The 18,562-nt window shown below is 61.6% G+C and carries 10 protein-coding genes; 3 read left to right on the forward strand and 7 right to left on the reverse strand.

Going from position 1 to position 18,562, the window contains the following annotated elements; all coding sequences use genetic code 11:
* Positions 1–23: 23 nt before the first annotated feature.
* On the forward strand, positions 24–1,328 hold the full coding sequence (gene aceA, locus AAGR22_RS01640) for an isocitrate lyase (RefSeq protein WP_345829896.1): 1,305 nt from the start codon (positions 24–26) through the stop codon (positions 1,326–1,328).
* Between the two features lie 131 nt (positions 1,329–1,459).
* Entirely contained in the window at positions 1,460–3,217 is a 1,758-nt protein-coding gene (gene aceK / locus AAGR22_RS01645) for a bifunctional isocitrate dehydrogenase kinase/phosphatase (protein ID WP_067710165.1), read from the forward strand.
* On the opposite strand, the gene AAGR22_RS01650 is transcribed toward aceK, so the two are convergent.
* A complete protein-coding gene (locus AAGR22_RS01650; protein WP_067710167.1) occupies positions 3,169–3,804 on the reverse strand; it encodes a bifunctional 4-hydroxy-2-oxoglutarate aldolase/2-dehydro-3-deoxy-phosphogluconate aldolase in 636 nt (211 codons plus the stop codon). The genes aceK and AAGR22_RS01650 overlap by 49 nt on opposite strands.
* Before the next feature lie 12 nt (positions 3,805–3,816).
* Positions 3,817–5,637: a phosphogluconate dehydratase gene (edd, locus tag AAGR22_RS01655; RefSeq protein ID WP_067710169.1), complete on the reverse strand. Its 1,821-nt coding sequence runs from the start codon at positions 5,635–5,637 to the stop codon at positions 3,817–3,819.
* A gap of 347 nt (positions 5,638–5,984) precedes the next feature.
* Here edd and AAGR22_RS01660 point away from each other — a divergent pair, with 347 nt between their 5' ends.
* A complete protein-coding gene (locus tag AAGR22_RS01660) occupies positions 5,985–7,379 on the forward strand; it encodes an MATE family efflux transporter (protein ID WP_345829901.1) in 1,395 nt (464 codons plus the stop codon).
* Between the two features lie 66 nt (positions 7,380–7,445).
* Here the strand turns inward: AAGR22_RS01660 and AAGR22_RS01665 are convergent, their stop codons facing one another.
* From AAGR22_RS01665 to solG, 5 genes are all read right to left on the reverse strand, one after another.
* Positions 7,446–8,048 (reverse strand): MaoC/PaaZ C-terminal domain-containing protein, encoded by a 603-nt coding sequence (locus AAGR22_RS01665; RefSeq protein ID WP_345829903.1) that lies wholly within the window; start codon positions 8,046–8,048, stop codon positions 7,446–7,448.
* A 76-nt stretch (positions 8,049–8,124) separates the two neighbouring features.
* Positions 8,125–8,832 (reverse strand): solanimycin biosynthesis MBL-fold hydrolase SolJ, encoded by a 708-nt coding sequence (gene solJ, locus AAGR22_RS01670; RefSeq protein WP_345829904.1) that lies wholly within the window; start codon positions 8,830–8,832, stop codon positions 8,125–8,127.
* Positions 8,825–10,102 (reverse strand): solanimycin biosynthesis cytochrome P450 SolI, encoded by a 1,278-nt coding sequence (gene solI / locus AAGR22_RS01675; RefSeq protein ID WP_067710175.1) that lies wholly within the window; start codon positions 10,100–10,102, stop codon positions 8,825–8,827. The genes solJ and solI overlap by 8 nt, the downstream gene beginning before the upstream one ends.
* Complete coding sequence (locus tag AAGR22_RS01680; protein ID WP_345829907.1) at positions 10,095–14,978, reverse strand: amino acid adenylation domain-containing protein; 4,884 nt, start codon at positions 14,976–14,978, stop codon at positions 10,095–10,097. Before AAGR22_RS01680 ends, solI begins: the two co-directional genes overlap by 8 nt.
* Entirely contained in the window at positions 14,975–18,466 is a 3,492-nt protein-coding gene (gene solG / locus AAGR22_RS01685) for a solanimycin non-ribosomal peptide synthetase SolG (protein ID WP_345829908.1), read from the reverse strand. The genes AAGR22_RS01680 and solG overlap by 4 nt, the downstream gene beginning before the upstream one ends.
* Between the last annotated feature and the right edge of the window lie 96 nt (positions 18,467–18,562).

An 18,562-nucleotide genomic window follows, 5' to 3' on the forward strand; every position in this document is an offset into this window, starting at 1 on the left:
TTAATCAAAAAGAGGCACCCGCTATGACTTCTCGCACCCAACAGACTGAACAGATAGAACAGAACTGGCAAACCGCACGCTGGAAGGGCATTACCCGCCCCTACAGCGCAGAGGAAGTGGTAAAACTGCGGGGATCGATCGTCCCGGCCTGTACGCTGGCGCAGCTTGGCGCGGAAAAGCTCTGGTCGCTGCTGAACGGCGGCGCGAAGAAGGGCTACATCAACAGCCTGGGCGCACTCACCGGCGGGCAGGCGCTCCAGCAGGCGAAAGCGGGCATTGAAGCGATCTATCTCTCCGGGTGGCAGGTGGCAGCAGATGCTAACCTCGCTGGCAGCATGTATCCCGACCAGTCCCTCTACCCGGCCAACTCGGTGCCGAACGTGGTCGAACGAATCAATAATACCTTTCAGCGCGCCGACCAGATCCAGTGGGCCAGCGAGATAGCGCCGGAGGATCCGCGCTACGTCGATTACTACCTGCCCATCGTGGCCGACGCCGAGGCGGGATTTGGCGGCGTGCTCAACGCGTTTGAGCTGATGAAAGCGATGATCCAGGCCGGTGCCGGCGGCGTCCATTTTGAAGATCAGCTCGCCTCCGCGAAGAAGTGCGGCCATATGGGCGGTAAAGTATTAGTGCCTACCCAGGAAGCGATCCAGAAGCTGGTGGCGGCCAGGCTGGCAGCCGACGTGATGGGCGTGCCGACGGTGCTGATAGCGCGTACCGATGCCGATGCCGCCGACCTGATCACCTCCGACTGTGACCCGTACGACGGCGAATTTATTACCGGCGAGCGCACGCCGGAAGGATTCTTCCGTACGCGGGCCGGAGTGGATCAGGCGATCAGTCGCGGGCTGGCTTACGCGCCCTATGCTGACGTGCTGTGGTGCGAAACCTCCACGCCCGACCTGGCGGCGGCGAAGCGCTTTGCAGAGGCCATCCATGCGCGCTTCCCCGGAAAACTGCTGGCCTATAACTGTTCGCCCTCGTTTAACTGGAAGAAAAATCTTGATGACCGCACCATCGCGCATTTTCAGCAGTCGCTGGCGGAGATGGGCTATCGCTTCCAGTTTATTACCCTGGCAGGCATCCACAGCATGTGGTTCAACATGTTCGACCTGGCGCAGGCTTACGCGCAGGGCGAGGGGATGCGCCACTACGTTGAAAAAGTGCAGCAGCCGGAATTTTCCGCGCGCGAGCAGGGCTACAGTTTCTCCTCGCACCAGCAGGAGGTGGGCACCGGCTACTTCGACAGCGTCACCACCATTATTCAGGGGGGCGTCTCCTCCGTGACCGCGCTGACTGGCTCAACCGAAGAGCAGCAGTTCTGACGGAGACAGCAGGGCGCTCAGGCATATCCGCGCCTGATATCTCAGCGCCCGCAGGCGTGACGGATTACAAACGTAATCGCGCATGGCCGGCTGACCCAAAGCAGCCGGCCAGACAGGGTAGAGGGGGAGCTATGGCACACCTGGAAACGCTGGTCGCTCAAACCATTCTTCAGGGATTCGATGCGCAGTATGGACGCTTCCTGGATATCACGGCGGGCGCTCAGCACCGTTTCGAGCAGGCTGACTGGGTAGCCGTTCAGGCGGCAATGAAAGCGCGTATTCATCTTTACGATCGCCACGTTGGGCTGGTGGTGGAACAATTACGCTGCATTACCGGCCAGCAGGCCTTTGACGGTGATTTTCTGCTGCGGGTTAAGGCGCTGTACACCGATATGCTGGCCGACTATCCGCGTTTTGAGATCGCCGAAAGCTTCTTCAACTCGGTTTACTGCCGCCTGTATGGCCATCAGCTGCTGACGCCCGAGCGGCTGTTTATCTTCAGTTCCCAGCCGGAGGGGCGCTTCCGCGCTATTCCGCGTCCGCTGGCAAAAGAATTTTCCGCTGAAAACGGCTGGACGTCGCTGCTGGAAGGCGTGCTGAGCGAGCTGCCCCTGCGTCTGCCCTGGCAGGACAGGGCGCGGGACATTGCTTATGTCGTCGCGCATCTGCATGAAAATTTCCCGGCGCAGGAGCTGGCGTCAGGGCGGTTGCAGGTTTTTCAGGAGCTTTTTTACCGTAACAAAGCCGCCTGGCTGGTAGGTAAACTGCATCTGCCCTCCGGCGTGTACGCCTTCCTCCTGCCGCTGCATCGTAGCGAGGCGGGGGAGCTGCTGATTGATACCTGCCTGACCCGCAAACGTGAAGCGAGCATCGTCTTTGGCTTCGCCCGCGCCTACTTTATGGTCTATGCCCCGCTGCCTGCGGCGCTGGTGGCGTGGCTGCGGGAGATCCTGCCGGAAAAAACCACCGCCGAGCTGTATATGGCCATCGGCTGTCAGAAGCATGGCAAAACGGAGTGCTATCGCGAATATCTCACTGCGATCGCCACCACCCAGGATAAATTTGCGATTGCGCCTGGCGTCAGAGGGCTGGTGATGCTGGTATTTACCCTGCCGGGTTACGATCGGGTGTTCAAAGTGATTAAGGATCGGTTTGCCCCACAGAAGGAGGTGACCCCGGAGCGGGTGCGGCAGTGCTACCAGCTGGTGAAGGAGCACGATCGGGTAGGCAGGATGGCCGACACGCAGGAATTTGAACATTTCGCCATCGAGCGCGCGCGAATAAGCGATGAGCTGCTGGCTGAAATGCAGGCGATCGCCGGGAAGCTACGCATTGACGGCGACAGGCTGATTATCAGCCACCTTTATCTGGAACGACGGATGACGCCGCTTAACCTCTGGCTGGAGCAGGCCAGCGGGCAGCAGCGGCGCGATGCCATTGAGGAGTATGGGAATGCGGTCAGGCAGCTGGCGGCGGCCAATATTTTTCCTGGCGACCTGCTGTATAAGAACTTTGGCGTCACCCGCCATGGCCGGGTGGTGTTTTATGATTACGACGAGATCAGCGCGATGACGGAGGTGAACTTCCGCGATATTCCGACGGCCCGCTACCCGGAAGATGAGCTGAGTCACGAGCCCTGGTATAGCGTGTCGCCGGAGGATATTTTCCCGGAGGAGTTTCGTCACTATCTCTGCGCCGATCCCGCCATCGCCGCGCTGTTTGATGAGATGCACGGCGATCTGTTTAGCGCGTCCTGGTGGCGGGGCGTACAGCAGCGCATCCGCGAAGGCCACATTGAGGATGTCTACGCCTATCGCCGTCGGCAGCGCTTCTGTCAGCGCTACGCTGCGCCAACCGCCTCACGCGCCAGCGTGGTAATCCGCGCGTAATCGCCCGACTCCAGGGCGCTGGCGGGCACCAGCCAGGATCCGCCGATGCAGAGCACGCTTTTCAGCGCCAGATAGTCGCGGTAGTTGGCGGGAGAGATCCCCCCGGTGGGGCAGAAGCGCACCTGCGGGAAGGGGCCGGCGATGGCCTGGAGCGCCTTAACGCCGCCGTTAGCCTCGGCCGGGAAAAACTTAAACTCACGCAGGCCATAATCCATGCCCAGCATCAGCTCTGAAACAGTGCTGATCCCCGGGATCAGGGGGATCGAACCGGCACAGGCGGCGTCAAGCAGCGCCGGGGTCAGGCCGGGACTGATGGCGAACTGCGCGCCCGCCTCCGTCACCTGGCGTAGCTGCTGCGGATTGATCACGGTTCCGGCCCCCACGATCGCCTCAGGCACCTCCTGGGCGATGGCGCGAATCGCCTCCAGGGCGCATGAGGTGCGCAGGGTCACCTCCAGCACGCGCACGCCGCCCGCGACCAGCGCCCGGGCCATCGGCACCGCATGCTCCAGCTTATTCAGGACAATCACCGGTACGACCGGACCGGCGGTCAGGATGGTTTCAGCACTCGTTTTCCAGTTTTTCATCTGATGGTTCCCTTAAAATTTGATGCAGCAGGCGCCCTGTTCGGCCCCGGAAAGCTGGCTGCGCAGCGCGCCAAACAGCTCGCGGCCACAGCCAATATGTTCTGCACTGAGATCGGGGTGGTCAGCTTCACGCGCGGCCAGCGCCGCGTCACTCACCAGCAGCGTTAACTCGCCCGTGCGGCCATCCACCCGGATGCGATCGCCATTGCGCACTTTCGCCAGCATACCGCCAGTACAGGCTTCCGGCGTAACGTGAATGGCGGAAGGTACCTTACCCGATGCGCCGGAAAGACGTCCATCGGTCACCAGCGCCACGCTAAATCCGCGATCCAGCAGCACGCCCAGCGGTGGCATCAGCTTATGCAGCTCCGGCATACCGTTGGCCTGCGGACCCTGAAAGCGCACCACCACCACGCAGTCCTTATTCAGCTCGCCCGCCTCGAACGCGGGCTGGATATCGTGCTGACTGTTAAACACCACGGCGGGCGCTTCAATCAGCTGATGGTCTGCCGGGACGGCGGAGGTTTTCATCACCGCGCGGCCCAGATTCCCCGACATCACCTTTGTCCCGCCGTGCTGTTCAAACGGCGCTGCCACGCGGGCAATCACCTTATCGTCCAGCGATGCCGTCGGACCGTCGCGCCATGCCAGCTGACCCTTTTCGAGCCATGGCTCCTGGGTATAGCGTTCAAGACCGTAACCGGCCACGGTATTGACCTCGTTATGCAGCAGCCCATGGTCGAGCAGCTCGCGAACAACCAGCGCGACGCCACCCGCCGCGTGGAACTGGTTAATATCCGCCGGGCCGTTAGGGTAAATCCGACACAGCAATGGCACCGCTTCTGACAGCTCGGAGAAGTCGTCCCAGTTAATCAGTATGCCTGCGGCCTGCGCCATGGCAACCAGATGCATGGTCAGATTTGTCGAGCCGCCGGTTGCCAGCAGTCCAACAATGCCATTAACGATGACTTTCTCATCCACCAGCCTGCCAACGGGCATATAGCTGCCCGCGCTGCTGGTCAGACGGGTAACCTGGCGGGCAGCGGCATCGGTCAGTGCCTCGCGCAGTGGCGTATCAGGATGCACAAAAGAGGCACCGGGCAGATGCAGGCCCATCATCTCCATCACCATCTGGTTGGAGTTGGCGGTGCCATAAAAGGTACAGGTCCCGATACCATGATAGGAAGCCGCTTCGGCGTCAAGCAGCGCGCGGCGGTCGACCTTACCTTCCGCATAGAGCTGGCGAATGCGGACTTTCTCCTTATTGGGCAGGCCGCTGTTCATCGGGCCAGAGGGTATGAACACCGCCGGTAAATGGCCGAAGGAGAGCGCGGCCATCACCAGGCCGGGAACAATTTTGTCGCAGATACCAAGGAACAGCGCCCCGTCGAACATATTATGAGAGAGGCCTACCGCGGCGGACATCGCGATGATATCGCGGCTCATCAGCGACAGCTCCATCCCGTCCTGGCCCTGGGTCACGCCGTCGCACATCGCCGGTACGCCGCCAGCGACCTGGCCAACCGCACCCACCTCGCGCAGCGCACGCCGGATTTTCTCAGGATAATGTTCGTAGGGCTGGTGGGCAGACAGCATATCGTTGTAGGCGGTAATGATGGCGATATCGCTGCGAACCAAATTCTTCAGGGCCGCCTTATCATCCGGCTGGCAGGCCGCAAACCCATGGGCCAGATTGCCGCAGGTGAGCATGGATCGGTGAACGGTATGGTCGCGCGCAGCGTCTATACGGGCGAGGTAGCGGCTGCGGGTGGCGGCAGAGCGTTTGATAATACGCTGGGTAACGCGGTTTAGCGTGCTGTTAAGAAGGTTCATTGCCCGGCTCCCCTAAGGAAAAAGCATAATGCCCCGGCCCGTTTGTTACCGGTAACATTTGGTTATGACTATTGTTGTAGGAAAGTTCGCCGTGTGCAATCGGAAGCGATAACCAATCGACCTCTTTATGATCTTGTGCAAGTTTTCGTGCAGCAGATATCGAAGGGGGCACATGCCGACGCTATCTGGGCTAATGCGACAGCGCCCTCATAAATGCATTTAGGATCAATAACGCATTCAGTAGTGGCAATTTATCAGAAATACTTCAATATTCATGAGGTTTACTGCTGCTCCGCTCGCCACCGTGCGGGGCGATTCGCTACTATTACAGGTTAAGGAATTGACTCTTGGCTTCCGCCGTTACTGACAATGCACCGAATACTCTGCTGGAAGGATCGATACTGCGCTCCCTGCTGAAAATCGCCATACCGGTTATTTTATCTAATCTTTTACAGTCCGGGTATATCACGGTGGACGCGTTCTGGGTCGGGCGGCTGGGCGATAAGGCCGTGGCGGCGATCTCGGTCAGTCAGCCGATCTTCTTTCTGGCTTTTGCGATGGGAATTGGCCTGAGCGTGGCCGGATCGACGCTGGTGGCCCAGTGCATCGGTGCCGGTCTGCAACGTCTCGCCGATGAGATCGCCGCTCAGGTGCTGCTGCTGGCGTGGCTGTTTGCGCTTCCCGTCTCGCTGGCGGGCGAGCTGCTGGCCCCGTGGATCCTGCACCGGCTGGGCACCGAGGCGGATGTGATGGCCGCAGCGCTCAGCTTTTTGCGCATTACCCTGGGTGGCCTGGTCTTTACCTTTGGTTTTTCAATGCTGCAATCACTGATGCGCGGAGCAGGCGAAGTGCGTATCCCGCTGTTAATCACGCTCGGCACGCTGATCCTTAATGCGATTATCGCGCCGCTGTTTATTTTTGGCTGGGGCATTATCCCCGCCTTTGGCGTGACCGGCGCGGGCATCGCCACGCTGATCAACCAGTGCCTTGCGATGGGGGTAGGGCTGCTCTTTGCGCGCTATGGCCGGGTGGGGATCACCATTCACCTGCGGGCGATGAAGCCCCGGCTGGAAACCATCAGCCGCGCATTTCGCCTCGGGCTGCCGTCATCCATTGAGCTGGTGACCTATGCGCTGAGCGCCAACGTGATGATGTTTATGGTGACGCTGCTGGGCACGGTGGTGACCGCGTCCTACGGGGTGGTAAACAATATTAATGCGCTGGTTATCGTCCCGGCGATTGGCATGTCGATAGCCACCTCTGCGCTGGTTGGGCAGAACATCGGGGCCGGGCAGTTTGAGCGCGCGCGCGCCATCGGACGCCTGAGCGCGATCATTTCGTTTTGCGGACTGAGCGCCGTCGGCCTGCTGGCGTTTGTCTTTGCGCCCTCTCTTATCGCGTTCTTTACGCCCGGTCAGCAGAGCATCATCCATTATGGCTCGCAGTTCCTGCAGACGATTGCCCCCAGCTACGGGTTGATTGGCCTGCAAATGGCGCTCTGCGGCACCTTCCGGGCGGCAGGGCGCACCATGACCACCATGACGCTGGCAATGATCTCGCAGTGGCTGGTTCAAATCCCGCTGGCGTGGGTACTGTCGCACAATACCGCGCTGGGTATTGCCGGGCTGTGGTGGGCCTTTCCGCTCACCAACCTGTTTATGGCGGTGATGACCATCCTGTGGTTTAACCGAACGGACTGGCAGAACACGCAGGTCATCAAATACGCGACCGCAGACGAGTAGCTTCGCTGACGATCGCGCGGGCTGATATTGCTGAGATTAACCCGCCGCGTCTCTGCGGCCGATGGGCTATTTCAGGATCAGCAGGTTTCCCATCAGATCCTGACGCAGCCGGTTGTCCTGCCCGAAGGTGCAGATGTGAATTTTCACCCGTGCCCTGTCCAGCCGCAGCGGACAGGGCGCAATCTCGGTGATTTTAGCTTTAATACGCAAAATATCGCCGGGCCGCGTCGGCCTGGGCCAGCTAATTTTTTCCACCCCGGTCCCGATAATGCCGTTCGCCAGCGGCAGACTTTTTACCAGCAGATTCATGGTAATTCCCACGGTATGCCATCCGCTGGCGGCCAGGCCATTAAAAATAGAATCCCTCGCCAGCTCGTCGTCCATATGGAAGGGTTGGGGATCGTATTTTTTTGAAAATTCGATGATTTCATCTGCGCCGACGTAATACTCAGCGCTGTGAAACACCTGGCCTACGGTAAGATCGCAAAAATGCAGCCGGGGCGGGGCGGGGTCAGTCGCCGCCGCCAGACCTGCTGCCGTCACCGGATTTTTCGCTGTCGCCGCACTCCCTGCCGCCAGCGGGTTTCCCGTGGTCGGCGCACTCCCCGTCGCGCCGCAATTACCACGGCCTGAAGCCATTTTTACCGCATTTTCCCCACGTATGTTCACGATCAAAACCCCTTAAAAGTATCCCCTAAATAACCACGCGTAATACCGCTGCGCACTGTTTGTTGCCCGCCCCCTGCTATGAAAAGGCCATCCAGCCCGCCTTTGACTGTCCCGGGCGCAGGCGAAAGTTGGCAAACACCTCCGCGCTGCTAAACGATAAATAGAGGTTAAAATCAAACACCTTTTCAAAGGTCAAACCCGGTGGCTGCACGTAGCTGTGCCCGGGGTAAATGCGTACCCCGCCGGGCAGGAGCGTCTTAAGTCGCTCCAGGCTCGAATACATGCTCTCTGCGGCGGCGCGATCGGGGCACAGGCCACACCCCTCAATAAACAGCGTATCGCCGGTAAAAAGTGCCTGACCGATCCAGTAGCAGGTGCTGCCGGGCGTATGGCCCGGCGTGATAATGGGGCGGATCGGGATGCCCCCCACTTCCCAGGCGCACTCTCCGAAAGTGCGCATAGTGGGAACGCGGAATCCCGACGACTCCGCTTCCTGATGTGAGATCCACACCGGGCAGCGATAGCGTTCGGCCAGCGGTGCGGCCAGATCGATATGATCGGGATGGGCATGGGTGATCAGGATCCCCGCAAGCTCTGCGCTGGCCGCCTCCAGCGCCCGTTCATAGGCCGCCATTTCCCACGCCGGATCAATCAGTAACGCCTTTCCCGTGCGCGGATCCAGCACCATATAGCTGTTATTAATAAAGGGGTCACGACTCACCTTGATGGTGGTGATCGTCACCTCTGCGGCCGGGTTTAGAGGGTCACTTTCAGGCTTATTCATGGATAATCACCGGCAGACTCTCAAAGCCGTGCAGAAAGTTGGAGTAGTTACGCGCAGGCTCGCTCAGGACCTCAATACGCCTGAAGCGCCTGAGGATCTCCTGCCAGATAACCGTTAGCTGCATCTCGGCAACCCGGCTGCCGACGCAGGCGTGTACCCCCACGCCAAAGGAGAGATGTCGGCGAATCCGCTCCCGGTCAATACAAAAGGTATCGGGATCGTCAATGGCCGAGGCGTCGCGGTTGCCGGACAGATACCACATCACCACGCGGTCACCCTCGCGGATCGTTTTGCCGCGTATCTCTACATCCCGCGTTGCCACGCGGCTCATAAACGAAATCGGCGTCTGGAAACGCAGGGTTTCCGAAATCATCGGCAGCATCAGCCTGGGATTGGCCCTCAGCTTCGCCAGCTCCTGGGGATACTTGTTCAGCCAGTACAGGCTGGCAGAGAGGGTGTTTCGGGTGGTGTCGTTGCCGCCGATAATCAGCAGAACAAGGGTGCCGCGAAACTGCTCCAGCGACATGTCGCGCGTCTCCGGGTGATGGGCGAGCATCGAGATCAGGTCATTCCCGGGCGGCGCATGACGGCGCTGCTCCCACAGCGCCTCAAAGGCGTGATAGCACTTAATGGTCTCTTCCGCTTTGTGCTCCCAGCTCTTAACCGGGCCGTGCCCCGGCTCGGCCATCAGCATATCTGACCAGAACGTTAATTTGCGGCGATCCTCAAACGGGAAATCGAACAGCGTCGCCAGCGCCGTTGCCGTCAGCTCCTTGGAAACCCGATCCACCCAGTCAAAAGGCTCGCCGACCGGCAGCGCATCCAGGATGCCGCCCGCCCGCTCGCGCAGCAGCGGCTCCATGGTCGCCAGCATTGAAGGCCCCATGCCGGGTGCCACCGCCTTGCGATGCCGGGTATGCTCCGGCGGATCCATGGTGATAAAGCCGATGCTTTTTCGCCGCTCATGGCCCAGCGCTTTTAGCGCGGCATCAAGCTTGTGCTTCTCTTCAAGCGATTTGAGATCGATATTATGCGTGGACGTAAAGTCGCGGTGGTTGGTGCCCACCGCCCGAATGTCGTCCCACAGCGTCAGCGACCAGTAAGGCCCGAATTCACTTTCGGCGGTGAAATGCACCGGATCTTCGCGGCGTAAACGCGCGAAAACCGGCAGTACGGTATCACTGGCGAAACGATCCCTTCGCGCCGGGTTAAGCTGCGCCAGCGGGATGGCGTTGATATCCTCCGCCGCAGCCGGTGATTGCTCAGTCATGTTCACTTACCTGTTGATTGAAGGGGGATAAAACCGGAGTCTGACCCGCTGCCGTCGAAGAAAGGGGCGTCGCGCGGCCCGCGACCGCCAGCCGTGAAATGGGGCTGAATGGGGCGTCGGCGACGGCGGCAAGCGTGGCAAGAAAACCGGCCGCCATGCGCTCCGCCGTCTCACGGGTGAAGAGGTCGGTTGCGTACTCCATAATCCCCTCCATGCCGAGCGCCTCACCCGTCGGGGAGAGGTTTTCAAACAGCGTGTAGTAGATATCCCACTTGGCGTTACCGCTGTGCGCAGGCAGCACGCTGGCCTTCAGTCCGGGCACATTAAACAGGGCTGGCGGCGTATTCTGGAGGATCAGCATGGTCTGGAAGAGTGGATAATGCGACGGTGAGCGCACGGGCAGCAGCTCGCTGACCAGTTTCAGGTAGGGAATATCCTGGTAGTCATACGCGGTCAGTGCCTGGGTGCGCACCCGATCAAGCACCTCGTTGACCTGCGGGTCACCCGAGGTATCGACGCGCATCACCCACTGGGTCAGGAAGCAGCCCACCAGATCGTTAAGCGCTTCATCGCTGCGCCCGGCTGAAATCGCGCCCAGCGGGATATCGTCGCCCGCGCCCAGCAGGCTGTACCAGATGCCCAGCGCGGCCTGCAATACCATCGACAGCGTCATATTACGCTCGCGCGCCAGCCCGGCCAGACGCTGATGCAGCACCGGCGTAACCGACAGCGGCAGCATGTTGCCGCGATAGCTCGGTTTGTCCGGGCGGGGGTGATCCAGCGGTAAATTCAGCGTGGCGGGCAGGCCGTTAAGGGTATGCTTCCACCAGGTCAGCTGCTGCGAAAAGAGGCTGGCGGCATCATCGGGATCGCCTAGCAGCCTGCGCTGCCAGACCGCGTAGTCGGCATACTGTACGGGAAGCGGCGGGAATGCCGGTGCCTTACCGGCCAGCCGCGCCTGATAGGCGAGGGTGAGATCCCGCGTCAGCGGTGCCAGTGAAAAGGCGTCGCAGGCAATATGGTGGTGCAGCAGTACCAGAATATGGGACTGCGGCCCAAGGCGCAGCACGGAAGGGCGGAACGGCAAATCCACCGCCAGATCAAACACCGAAGTGATGGCGTCAAATACCGCCTGTTTTGCCTGCTCTGGCGCAACGTCGGTACAGGGGATGGCGAGACTGATGTCGGTAAAGGGGACGACGAGCTGCACCGGCTGGCCCTGCACCGCCGCAAAGCGGGTGCGCAGCGTTTCATGACGCTCCACCAGGTCACCGAGCGCGGCCCTGAGCGCAGGCAGATCCAGCTCGCCCTCCAGCGCGACAACAATCGGCGTATTCAGCGACGCGTTATCGCCACGGGTATTTTGCCCGACCCACATCAGCTGCTGGCCATAGGAGGCCGGGAGCGGATCGGGACGCGGATCCAGCCGACGCACCGGCGGACGAACCTGAGCCTGGGCGTTGAGCTGCCCGGCAAGGCGCGCCACCGTCGGGTGCTCAAACAGCACCCGCACCGACAGCTCCACGCCGAGCCTGGCGCGAATACGACCAATCAGGCCGGTGGCGAGAATAGAGTGGCCGCCCAGCGCAAAGAAATCATCATCAATCCCAATCTGCGGCTGCTCAAGCAGTTCGGCAAACAGCGCGCAGAGCACCTCTTCGCGCTCGTTGCGCGGCGCACGCTGTATTCTGTCGCGAATGTCAGCGGCGGGCAGCGCTTTGCGGTCGACTTTACCGTTGGCGGTCAGCGGGAACCGATCCAGGGGCAGGATACGCGCAGGCACCATATAATCAGGCACACGTTTGGCGAGCCAGGCCTGTAACCCGGCTTCCGCATCCGACCGCTCCGGCGCAACCACCCAGGCGATAAGACGCTTGCTGCCGTGATGATCCACCGCCAGCACCAGCGCTTTCTCCACGTCGGGGTGGTCAGCCAGCTGCGCCTCTATCTCACCCAGCTCAATGCGAAAGCCCCGCAGTTTGACCTGCTGGTCGTTACGCCCGATAAACAGCAGGTTGCCGTCCTCCTGATAGCGCACCAGATCGCCGGTGCGGTAGAGCCGCGCCTGGCGGTCGGCGACAAAGGGATCGGCGATGAAGCGCTCGGCGGTCAGCGCCTCCTGATGCAGATACCCCAGCGCGACGCCGTCGCCGCCAATATACAGCTCACCGACCGCGCCCAGCGGCACGGGATGGCGATGGCTGTCCAGCACGTAGACGCGGGTGTTGCCGATCGGACGCCCGATGGGAATGCTGGCGGCACCGGCTGTCGCCTGCTGAACGGGAAAGGTGGTGGCAAAGGTGGTCGTTTCGGTCGGACCATAACCATTAATCAGCCGGGCGGGTCTCGCCCCGCGCAGCACCTGAGCGATGATGCCCGGATCCAGCGCGTCGCCGCCGACAAAGAGATTCTCCAGCTGTGGCATCACCGGGGCCAGATCGCGCCAAATCTGATTAAACAGGCCCACGGTCAGCCACATCTGATTCACGCGGTGCTGCTTCAGCGTGCGAACCAGCGCCGGGGGCGACAGCAGCGTATCGCTGTCGATCACCACGCAGCTGCCGCCGTTGAGCAGGGGTGCCCAGACCTCCAGCGTACTCGCGTCGAAGGCCGGGTTAGCGGCCAGCGCCATGCGATCGCCTGGTCCAAAATCGGCAAAGCCGTTATTGATCACCAGCCGTGCGATGGCGCGATGTGGCACCAGCACGCCTTTCGGCAGGCCGGTAGAGCCGGAGGTATACATAATACAGGCCGGGGCCGTCGCGGAACACGCCGCAACCGGCGGCGCATCGCTGGCGCGGGCCACTTCCGGGCCGTCGGCGTAGAGAACCGGCAGGGCAATCGCCTCCACCTTTTCCTGCTGCGCGTCAGTAATCAGCAGTCGGGCGGCGCAGTCTTCCGCCATCCAGCGCAGGCGCTCGCCCGGCGCCTGGGGGTCCAGCGGGGCACAGGTGGCCCCCGCTTTCAGGACCGCCAGCAACGCTGCCAGCAGCGCCCGGCTGCGCGGTAGCAGGATCGCCACGAAGTCGCCCGGCACCACGCCCTGCGCGACGATCGCCTGTGCCAGGAGGTTAGCCTGCCGATCCAGCTGGCGATAGCTTAGCGCGATCTCGCCTTCGAAAACCGCAGGGGCGTCTGGCGTGCGTGCCACCTGCTGCGCGAACAGCTGGTGGACCGTCTCATTCGCAGGCCAGGGCCTGGCCGTCTGATTCCACCCGACCAGCAGCCTGCGACGCTCGCGGGCAGGCACGATGTTCAGCGCGTGCATCGGTTGGGCGGGGGCGCTATCCAGCGCATCGGCCAGGCTGCTCAGCGCCTGCTGAAGATAGCCCGCCAGGCGCGCTGCCGGAAGCGGTGCCGCGGCAAGCACCTCCAGACGCAGCAGCTCGCCAAAGTCATCGACGGATACCGTCAGCGGATAATCGGTGCGCTCCTCAAAGCCTTTCCATTCGACCGCATCGCGCTCACCGGCGGGCGTCGCGTTTTCACTCTCCCGCTGGCGGTTGTGACGATAGTTAAACAGCGTCGTGAACAGCGGCGTGGGCGGTGCAATCCCGCTGCATCGCTGCGCCAGGCCGAGGGAGGCATGCTCATGGTTAAGCAGGGCGGCCAGACGGCGGTGCGTTATGCGTACGCTCTCCTCAACCGGGATATCCCCCAGATCAAGGCGAATGGGCAGCGTATTAATAAACGGCCCCATAATCTGATCGGCGCCTTCGCCCGCCTGCAACCGCCCCAGCAGCACGGTGCCAAACACCACGCTGTCGCTGTCGGCTGACCGCGCCATCACCTGTCCCCAGGCGAGGTGGCAGATGCTGCCCATACTGACGCCAAGACGGCGTGCGTGCGTGCGCAGGCGCGCAACCACCGCCGGGTCAACGTCCTCACGCTGCGCGACCACGCTGGCGTGATCCACTCCGGCGCTGGCCAGGCCAAAAGGCAGGGTTGGAGCGTCGATATCGCCCAGCATCTCGGTGAAAAAACGCGCCTGCTCTGCGTCAGAGGCGCTGCTGCGCACCTTAGCAATTAAACGGCGAAACGGCTGCGGCGGCGGAAGCAGGCCGCCCCGGCCCAGCATAAAGGCGGCGATCTCCTGGATCATGATCTGCATCGAGGTGATGTCATCGATCAGATGGTGCTGCATCATCAGCATTTCAAAGCGGCCGGTCTGCGGATCCTGCGCGGTAAAGAGATTCAGCAGCGGGGCCTGGGTGAGATCGACCCGGAAGTGCGACGGATCGTACCGGCTGACCAGCTGATCCATAATCGGCCCGTCGGCAGGATCGAGCACCACTTCGGTGACCCGCACCCTCGCCTGGCGCAGAACGACCTGCGCGGGCGTGGACAGCCCCGTCCAGAAAAACGCCGTGCGCAGAATGTCGTGCCGCTCCACGGTCCGCTGAACGGCCCCGACGTAGTGCGTCAGCACGGCACGGTCGGTCAGCGACACTTTGGCGAACTGCAAATAGGGGTCGCCCGTCTCGTTCATCTGATGCAGAAAGAGGATGCCTTCCTGGAGCGGCGTCAGCGCGTAGATATCCTGCACGTTGGCCAGACCGCCCGGCACCTGGGCAAGCAGATGGTCAATATCCTGCTGGGTAAGATCAATCAGCGGCAGCTTCTCCGGGGTGAGCCGGGTCATCTCCGCCGTGATGCGGTTAGCCGGGACGCCGGAACCCTGGCTCCCCTCCCGCGTGGAGAGCGGTTTCCCCTCGCCCAGCAGGGCGACCAGCGCCGCCTTGTGCTCCCGCAGCGCATCTTTGATCGCCGGGGTTAAAGCCCCCTTCGGGGCTTTGATAACCAGTGACTCACCCTCGAGGCTCAGCGCGATGCTGGCCTCGTCGAGGGCGGTTAAGAGTGGATCCAGATGACTCATAGTCTCATCTCATCGAGTTCAATGGTGCGGGCAGAAAGCTCGGCCAGCGTTGGACTCTCGAACAGGGCGCGGATCTCGGTACTCAAATCGCGCTGGCGCAAAAGCTCCATCAGCTGTACCGCCAGCAGCGAGTGGCCGCCCAGCTCGAAGAAATTGTCATGACGGCCTACGCGCTCAACGCCCAGCAGCGTCTGCCACAGCTCAGCCATGGCGATTTCGACGTCGCCTTCCGGGGCTTCAAAGGTGCGGCGGCTGAATGAGGCATCATCCGGGAGCGGTAGCGCCTTGCGATCCAGCTTGCCGTTGGCGGTCAGCGGCAGCGCGTCCAGCAGGACGAACGCCGCAGGCACCATATAGTCCGGCAGCTGCGCGGCAAGGGCGGTACGCCACCGGGCGATGCGCACCGGCGTGCCGAGCTCCCCGGCTTCGCCCTCTACTTCCGGCACCACATAGGCCACCAGACGCAGCTGGCCCTGCACATCATCGCGGGCCACGACCACCGTTTCACGAATACCGGGCTGATTCAGCAGCGCGGCGTCAATCTCGCCCAGCTCGATGCGGAACCCACGAATTTTGACCTGATTGTCGTTGCGCCCCAGGTACTCGATATCGCCATCGGCCATATAGCGCGCCAGGTCGCCGGTGCGGTACATCCGCGCGTCAGCCTGCGGCGAGAAGGGATCCCGCAGGAAGCGTTCTGCGGTCAGGTCAGGGCGGTTGAGATAACCCCGCGCCACCCCGACGCCGCCTATATACAGCTCACCCGTTGCCCCCTGCGGCACCGGACGCTGGTGTCCGTCGAGCAGATAGATGCGCAGGTTGGCGATGGGGCGACCAATCGGCACGCTGGCAGACGAAGGCATATCCCGCGGGCAGGTCCAGGCGGTGACGTCGATGGCCGCCTCGGTAGGGCCATAGAGATTATGCAGCTGCGTGTCCGGCAGTACGCTGTGGCAGAGCTGCACGCTGGCGGTGCTCAGCGCTTCACCGCTGCACATAATCTGACGCAGGGAACCGCAGGCGGCGGCATCCCCGCTGTGCAAAAACAGGTTCAGCATCGAGGGGACAAAGTGGATGGTGGTGATACGGTTCGCCTGAATCACCTGCGCCAGCGCCTGAGTGTCCCGATGCGCGCCCGGCGGTGCCATGACCAGCGTTGCACCTACCGAGAGCGGCCAGAAAAACTCCCATACCGAAACGTCAAAGCTGAAGGTGGTTTTTTGCAATACCGCATCGCGATCGTCGAGCTGATAGGCCTCCTGCATCCATTGCAGTCGGTTGATCAGCCCGCGATGTTCGTTCTCCACCCCTTTTGGCTTACCGGTTGAGCCGGAGGTGTAGATCACATAGGCCAGGTTTCGCGCGGTCAGTCCCACCGCCTCCGGTGGCAGCGGTGAAGCGGGCAGGGATGACCCAGCCAGCTGCGCGGCATCCAGACTGAAGGTGGCGATATTGCGGGTGTTGAGCGCTGCCGTGGCATCGCGGCCGCGATTGTCGAGCAGCAGCAGCTTCGGCTGCGCATCTTCCAGGATCCAGGCGAGGCGATCGACCGGATAGTCCGGATCGAGCGGAACGTAAGCGCCCCCCGCTTTCAGAATGCCCAGCAGGCCAATCACCATTTCAACGCTGCGATCGAGGCAGAGCGCGACGCGATCGTCCGGCCTCACCCCCTGCTGGTGGAGATAGTGCGCCAGCTGATTCGCCCGCGCGTCCAGTTCGGCATAGGTGAGCTGCTGGTCTTCACAGCGTACCGCCGTGGCGGTCGGCGTCAGCCTGACCTGCGCCTCGAACATCTGATGGGTGTATGTCACCTGCGGATAAGGCCGGGCGGTATTATTCCATTCGTTTAGCATCTGCTTACGCTCGGCGTCAGGCAGGATGGCGATCTGCTGAATCGGCGTATGCGGCGCATCATCCAGCGCCCTGGCGATACTCTCAAGGGTCTGCTGCATATAGGCGAACAGGCGCTCGGGGTCGAGCGACTCCACCACCTGCACGTTCAGGCCCAGACCATCGCCATAATCGTCAACCGACAGGGTAATCGGATAGGTGGTGCGCTCCTCAAAGCCATCCCACTGATCCGCGCCCGGCGAGGCGAAGTCCAGCGCGGTGCTCTCAGATTCCCGGTTATGGCGGTAGTTAAGCAGCGTATTAAACAGCGGGGTGGCGCCAGAAATGCCGCTACAGCGCAGCGCCAGCGCCAGCGAGGCATGTTCATGGCTGAGCAGTTCCGCCAGGCGCTTGTGGGTGGTGCGCACGCTCTCCTCGACGCTGGCACCCGACATATCCAGGCGCAGCGGCAGGGTATTGATAAACGGCCCCATAATCTGGTCGGCCCCTTTCCCGGCGTGCATACGGCCAAACAGAATGGTGCCGAAAACCACCGCGTCCTGCCCGCTGATACAGGCCAGCACCTGGCCCCAGGCGAGATGGCAAATGCTGCCAAGGCTGACGCCAAGCTGGCGGGCCTGAGCGCGCAGGCGGTCGTTCAGGCGCTGCGGCACCTTACGCGTGACCTCGATAATGGCGGAATCGTCGAGCATATTGACCAGGCCGTAGGGCGCGGTGGGCTCTTCAATATCGGACAGCGTGCTGCGGAAATAGCGCTCATGCTCTTCCGGCGTCTTGCCCAGGCGCACCTGAGCAATCAGGCGGCGGAAGGGCTGAGGTTCGGGCAGCATCGCCCCCCGTCCCGCCAGGAAGGTGTGAATTTCAGCGGAGAGGATTAGCACCGAGGAAATGTCGTCAATGAGGTGATGCAGCAGACGGTACATCTCCCAGCAGCCCTGACGCTCGTCCCAGGCGACAAACGCATGCAGCAGCGGCGGCTTTGCGAGATCCAGACGATAGTGCTGCGGGTCAAAGCGGCTGGCAAGCTGTTCGGCAGCCGGGCCGTCGGCGGGGTTCAGTTCGACCTCGTGGACGTGCAGGCTCGCCTGCCGCTGTACCACCTGGCAGGGGGTGGAGACGCCTTCCCAGTAAAAGCCGGTGCGCAGGATATCGTGGCGATCGATAACCTTCTGCACGGCGGCCAGATAGCTGTCGACCTTTTCACGGCTGTCAAAGGTCATCCTGCCGGTTTGCAGGTAGGGGTCGCCCTTGCTGGCCAGCATATGGTGGAAGAGGATCCCCTCCTGAAGCGGGGCCAGCGAATAGATATCCTGAATATTGCTCACGCCGCCGCGCACCTGGTCAACGACGTAGTCGATATCAGACTGGGTAAAGTCGATCAGCGGCAGCATACCGGGGACGATCGCCTGGGTATCCGGGGTTATCTTGTTGGCCGGTACCACCACCTCAAAGGCATTGGACAGCCGTTTGCCGTTGCGCAGCGCATCAATAAACGTCGGCTTATGCTCGCGCAGGGCGCTTTTTATCTCGCTGGTCAGGGCGCCTTTCGCCGCCGTGATAACCAGATCGTCGCCGTCCAGCGAAATCGAGATCTTAGCTTCCTCAAGCGCAAGCAGTAACTGGTCGAAATCGCTCATGCCTGTTTATTCCTTTTAATATTCATGGGTTTATTTCTGCTCTCATCATGCAACGTTAGGAAGCGAGTACGCTCGCGGGTCAAAAATGCCGGGATC

The sequence above is a fragment of the Erwinia sp. HDF1-3R genome (assembly GCF_039621855.1).
Taxonomy (GTDB): domain Bacteria; phylum Pseudomonadota; class Gammaproteobacteria; order Enterobacterales; family Enterobacteriaceae; genus Erwinia.

What these genes read in the sequence shown, in the direction of transcription:
- aceA (WP_345829896.1), top strand. Translation starts at nt 24, where the DNA reads ATGACTTCTCGCACCCAACAGACTGAACAGATAGAACAGAACTGGCAA.
- AAGR22_RS01650 (WP_067710167.1), bottom strand. Translation starts at nt 3,804, where the DNA reads ATGAAAAACTGGAAAACGAGTGCTGAAACCATCCTGACCGCCGGTCCG.
- AAGR22_RS01680 (WP_345829907.1), bottom strand. Translation starts at nt 14,978, where the DNA reads ATGAGTCATCTGGATCCACTCTTAACCGCCCTCGACGAGGCCAGCATC.
- edd (WP_067710169.1), bottom strand. Translation starts at nt 5,637, where the DNA reads ATGAACCTTCTTAACAGCACGCTAAACCGCGTTACCCAGCGTATTATC.
- solI (WP_067710175.1), bottom strand. Translation starts at nt 10,102, where the DNA reads ATGACTGAGCAATCACCGGCTGCGGCGGAGGATATCAACGCCATCCCG.
- solJ (WP_345829904.1), bottom strand. Translation starts at nt 8,832, where the DNA reads ATGAATAAGCCTGAAAGTGACCCTCTAAACCCGGCCGCAGAGGTGACG.
- aceK (WP_067710165.1), top strand. Translation starts at nt 1,460, where the DNA reads ATGGCACACCTGGAAACGCTGGTCGCTCAAACCATTCTTCAGGGATTC.
- solG (WP_345829908.1), bottom strand. Translation starts at nt 18,466, where the DNA reads ATGAGCGATTTCGACCAGTTACTGCTTGCGCTTGAGGAAGCTAAGATC.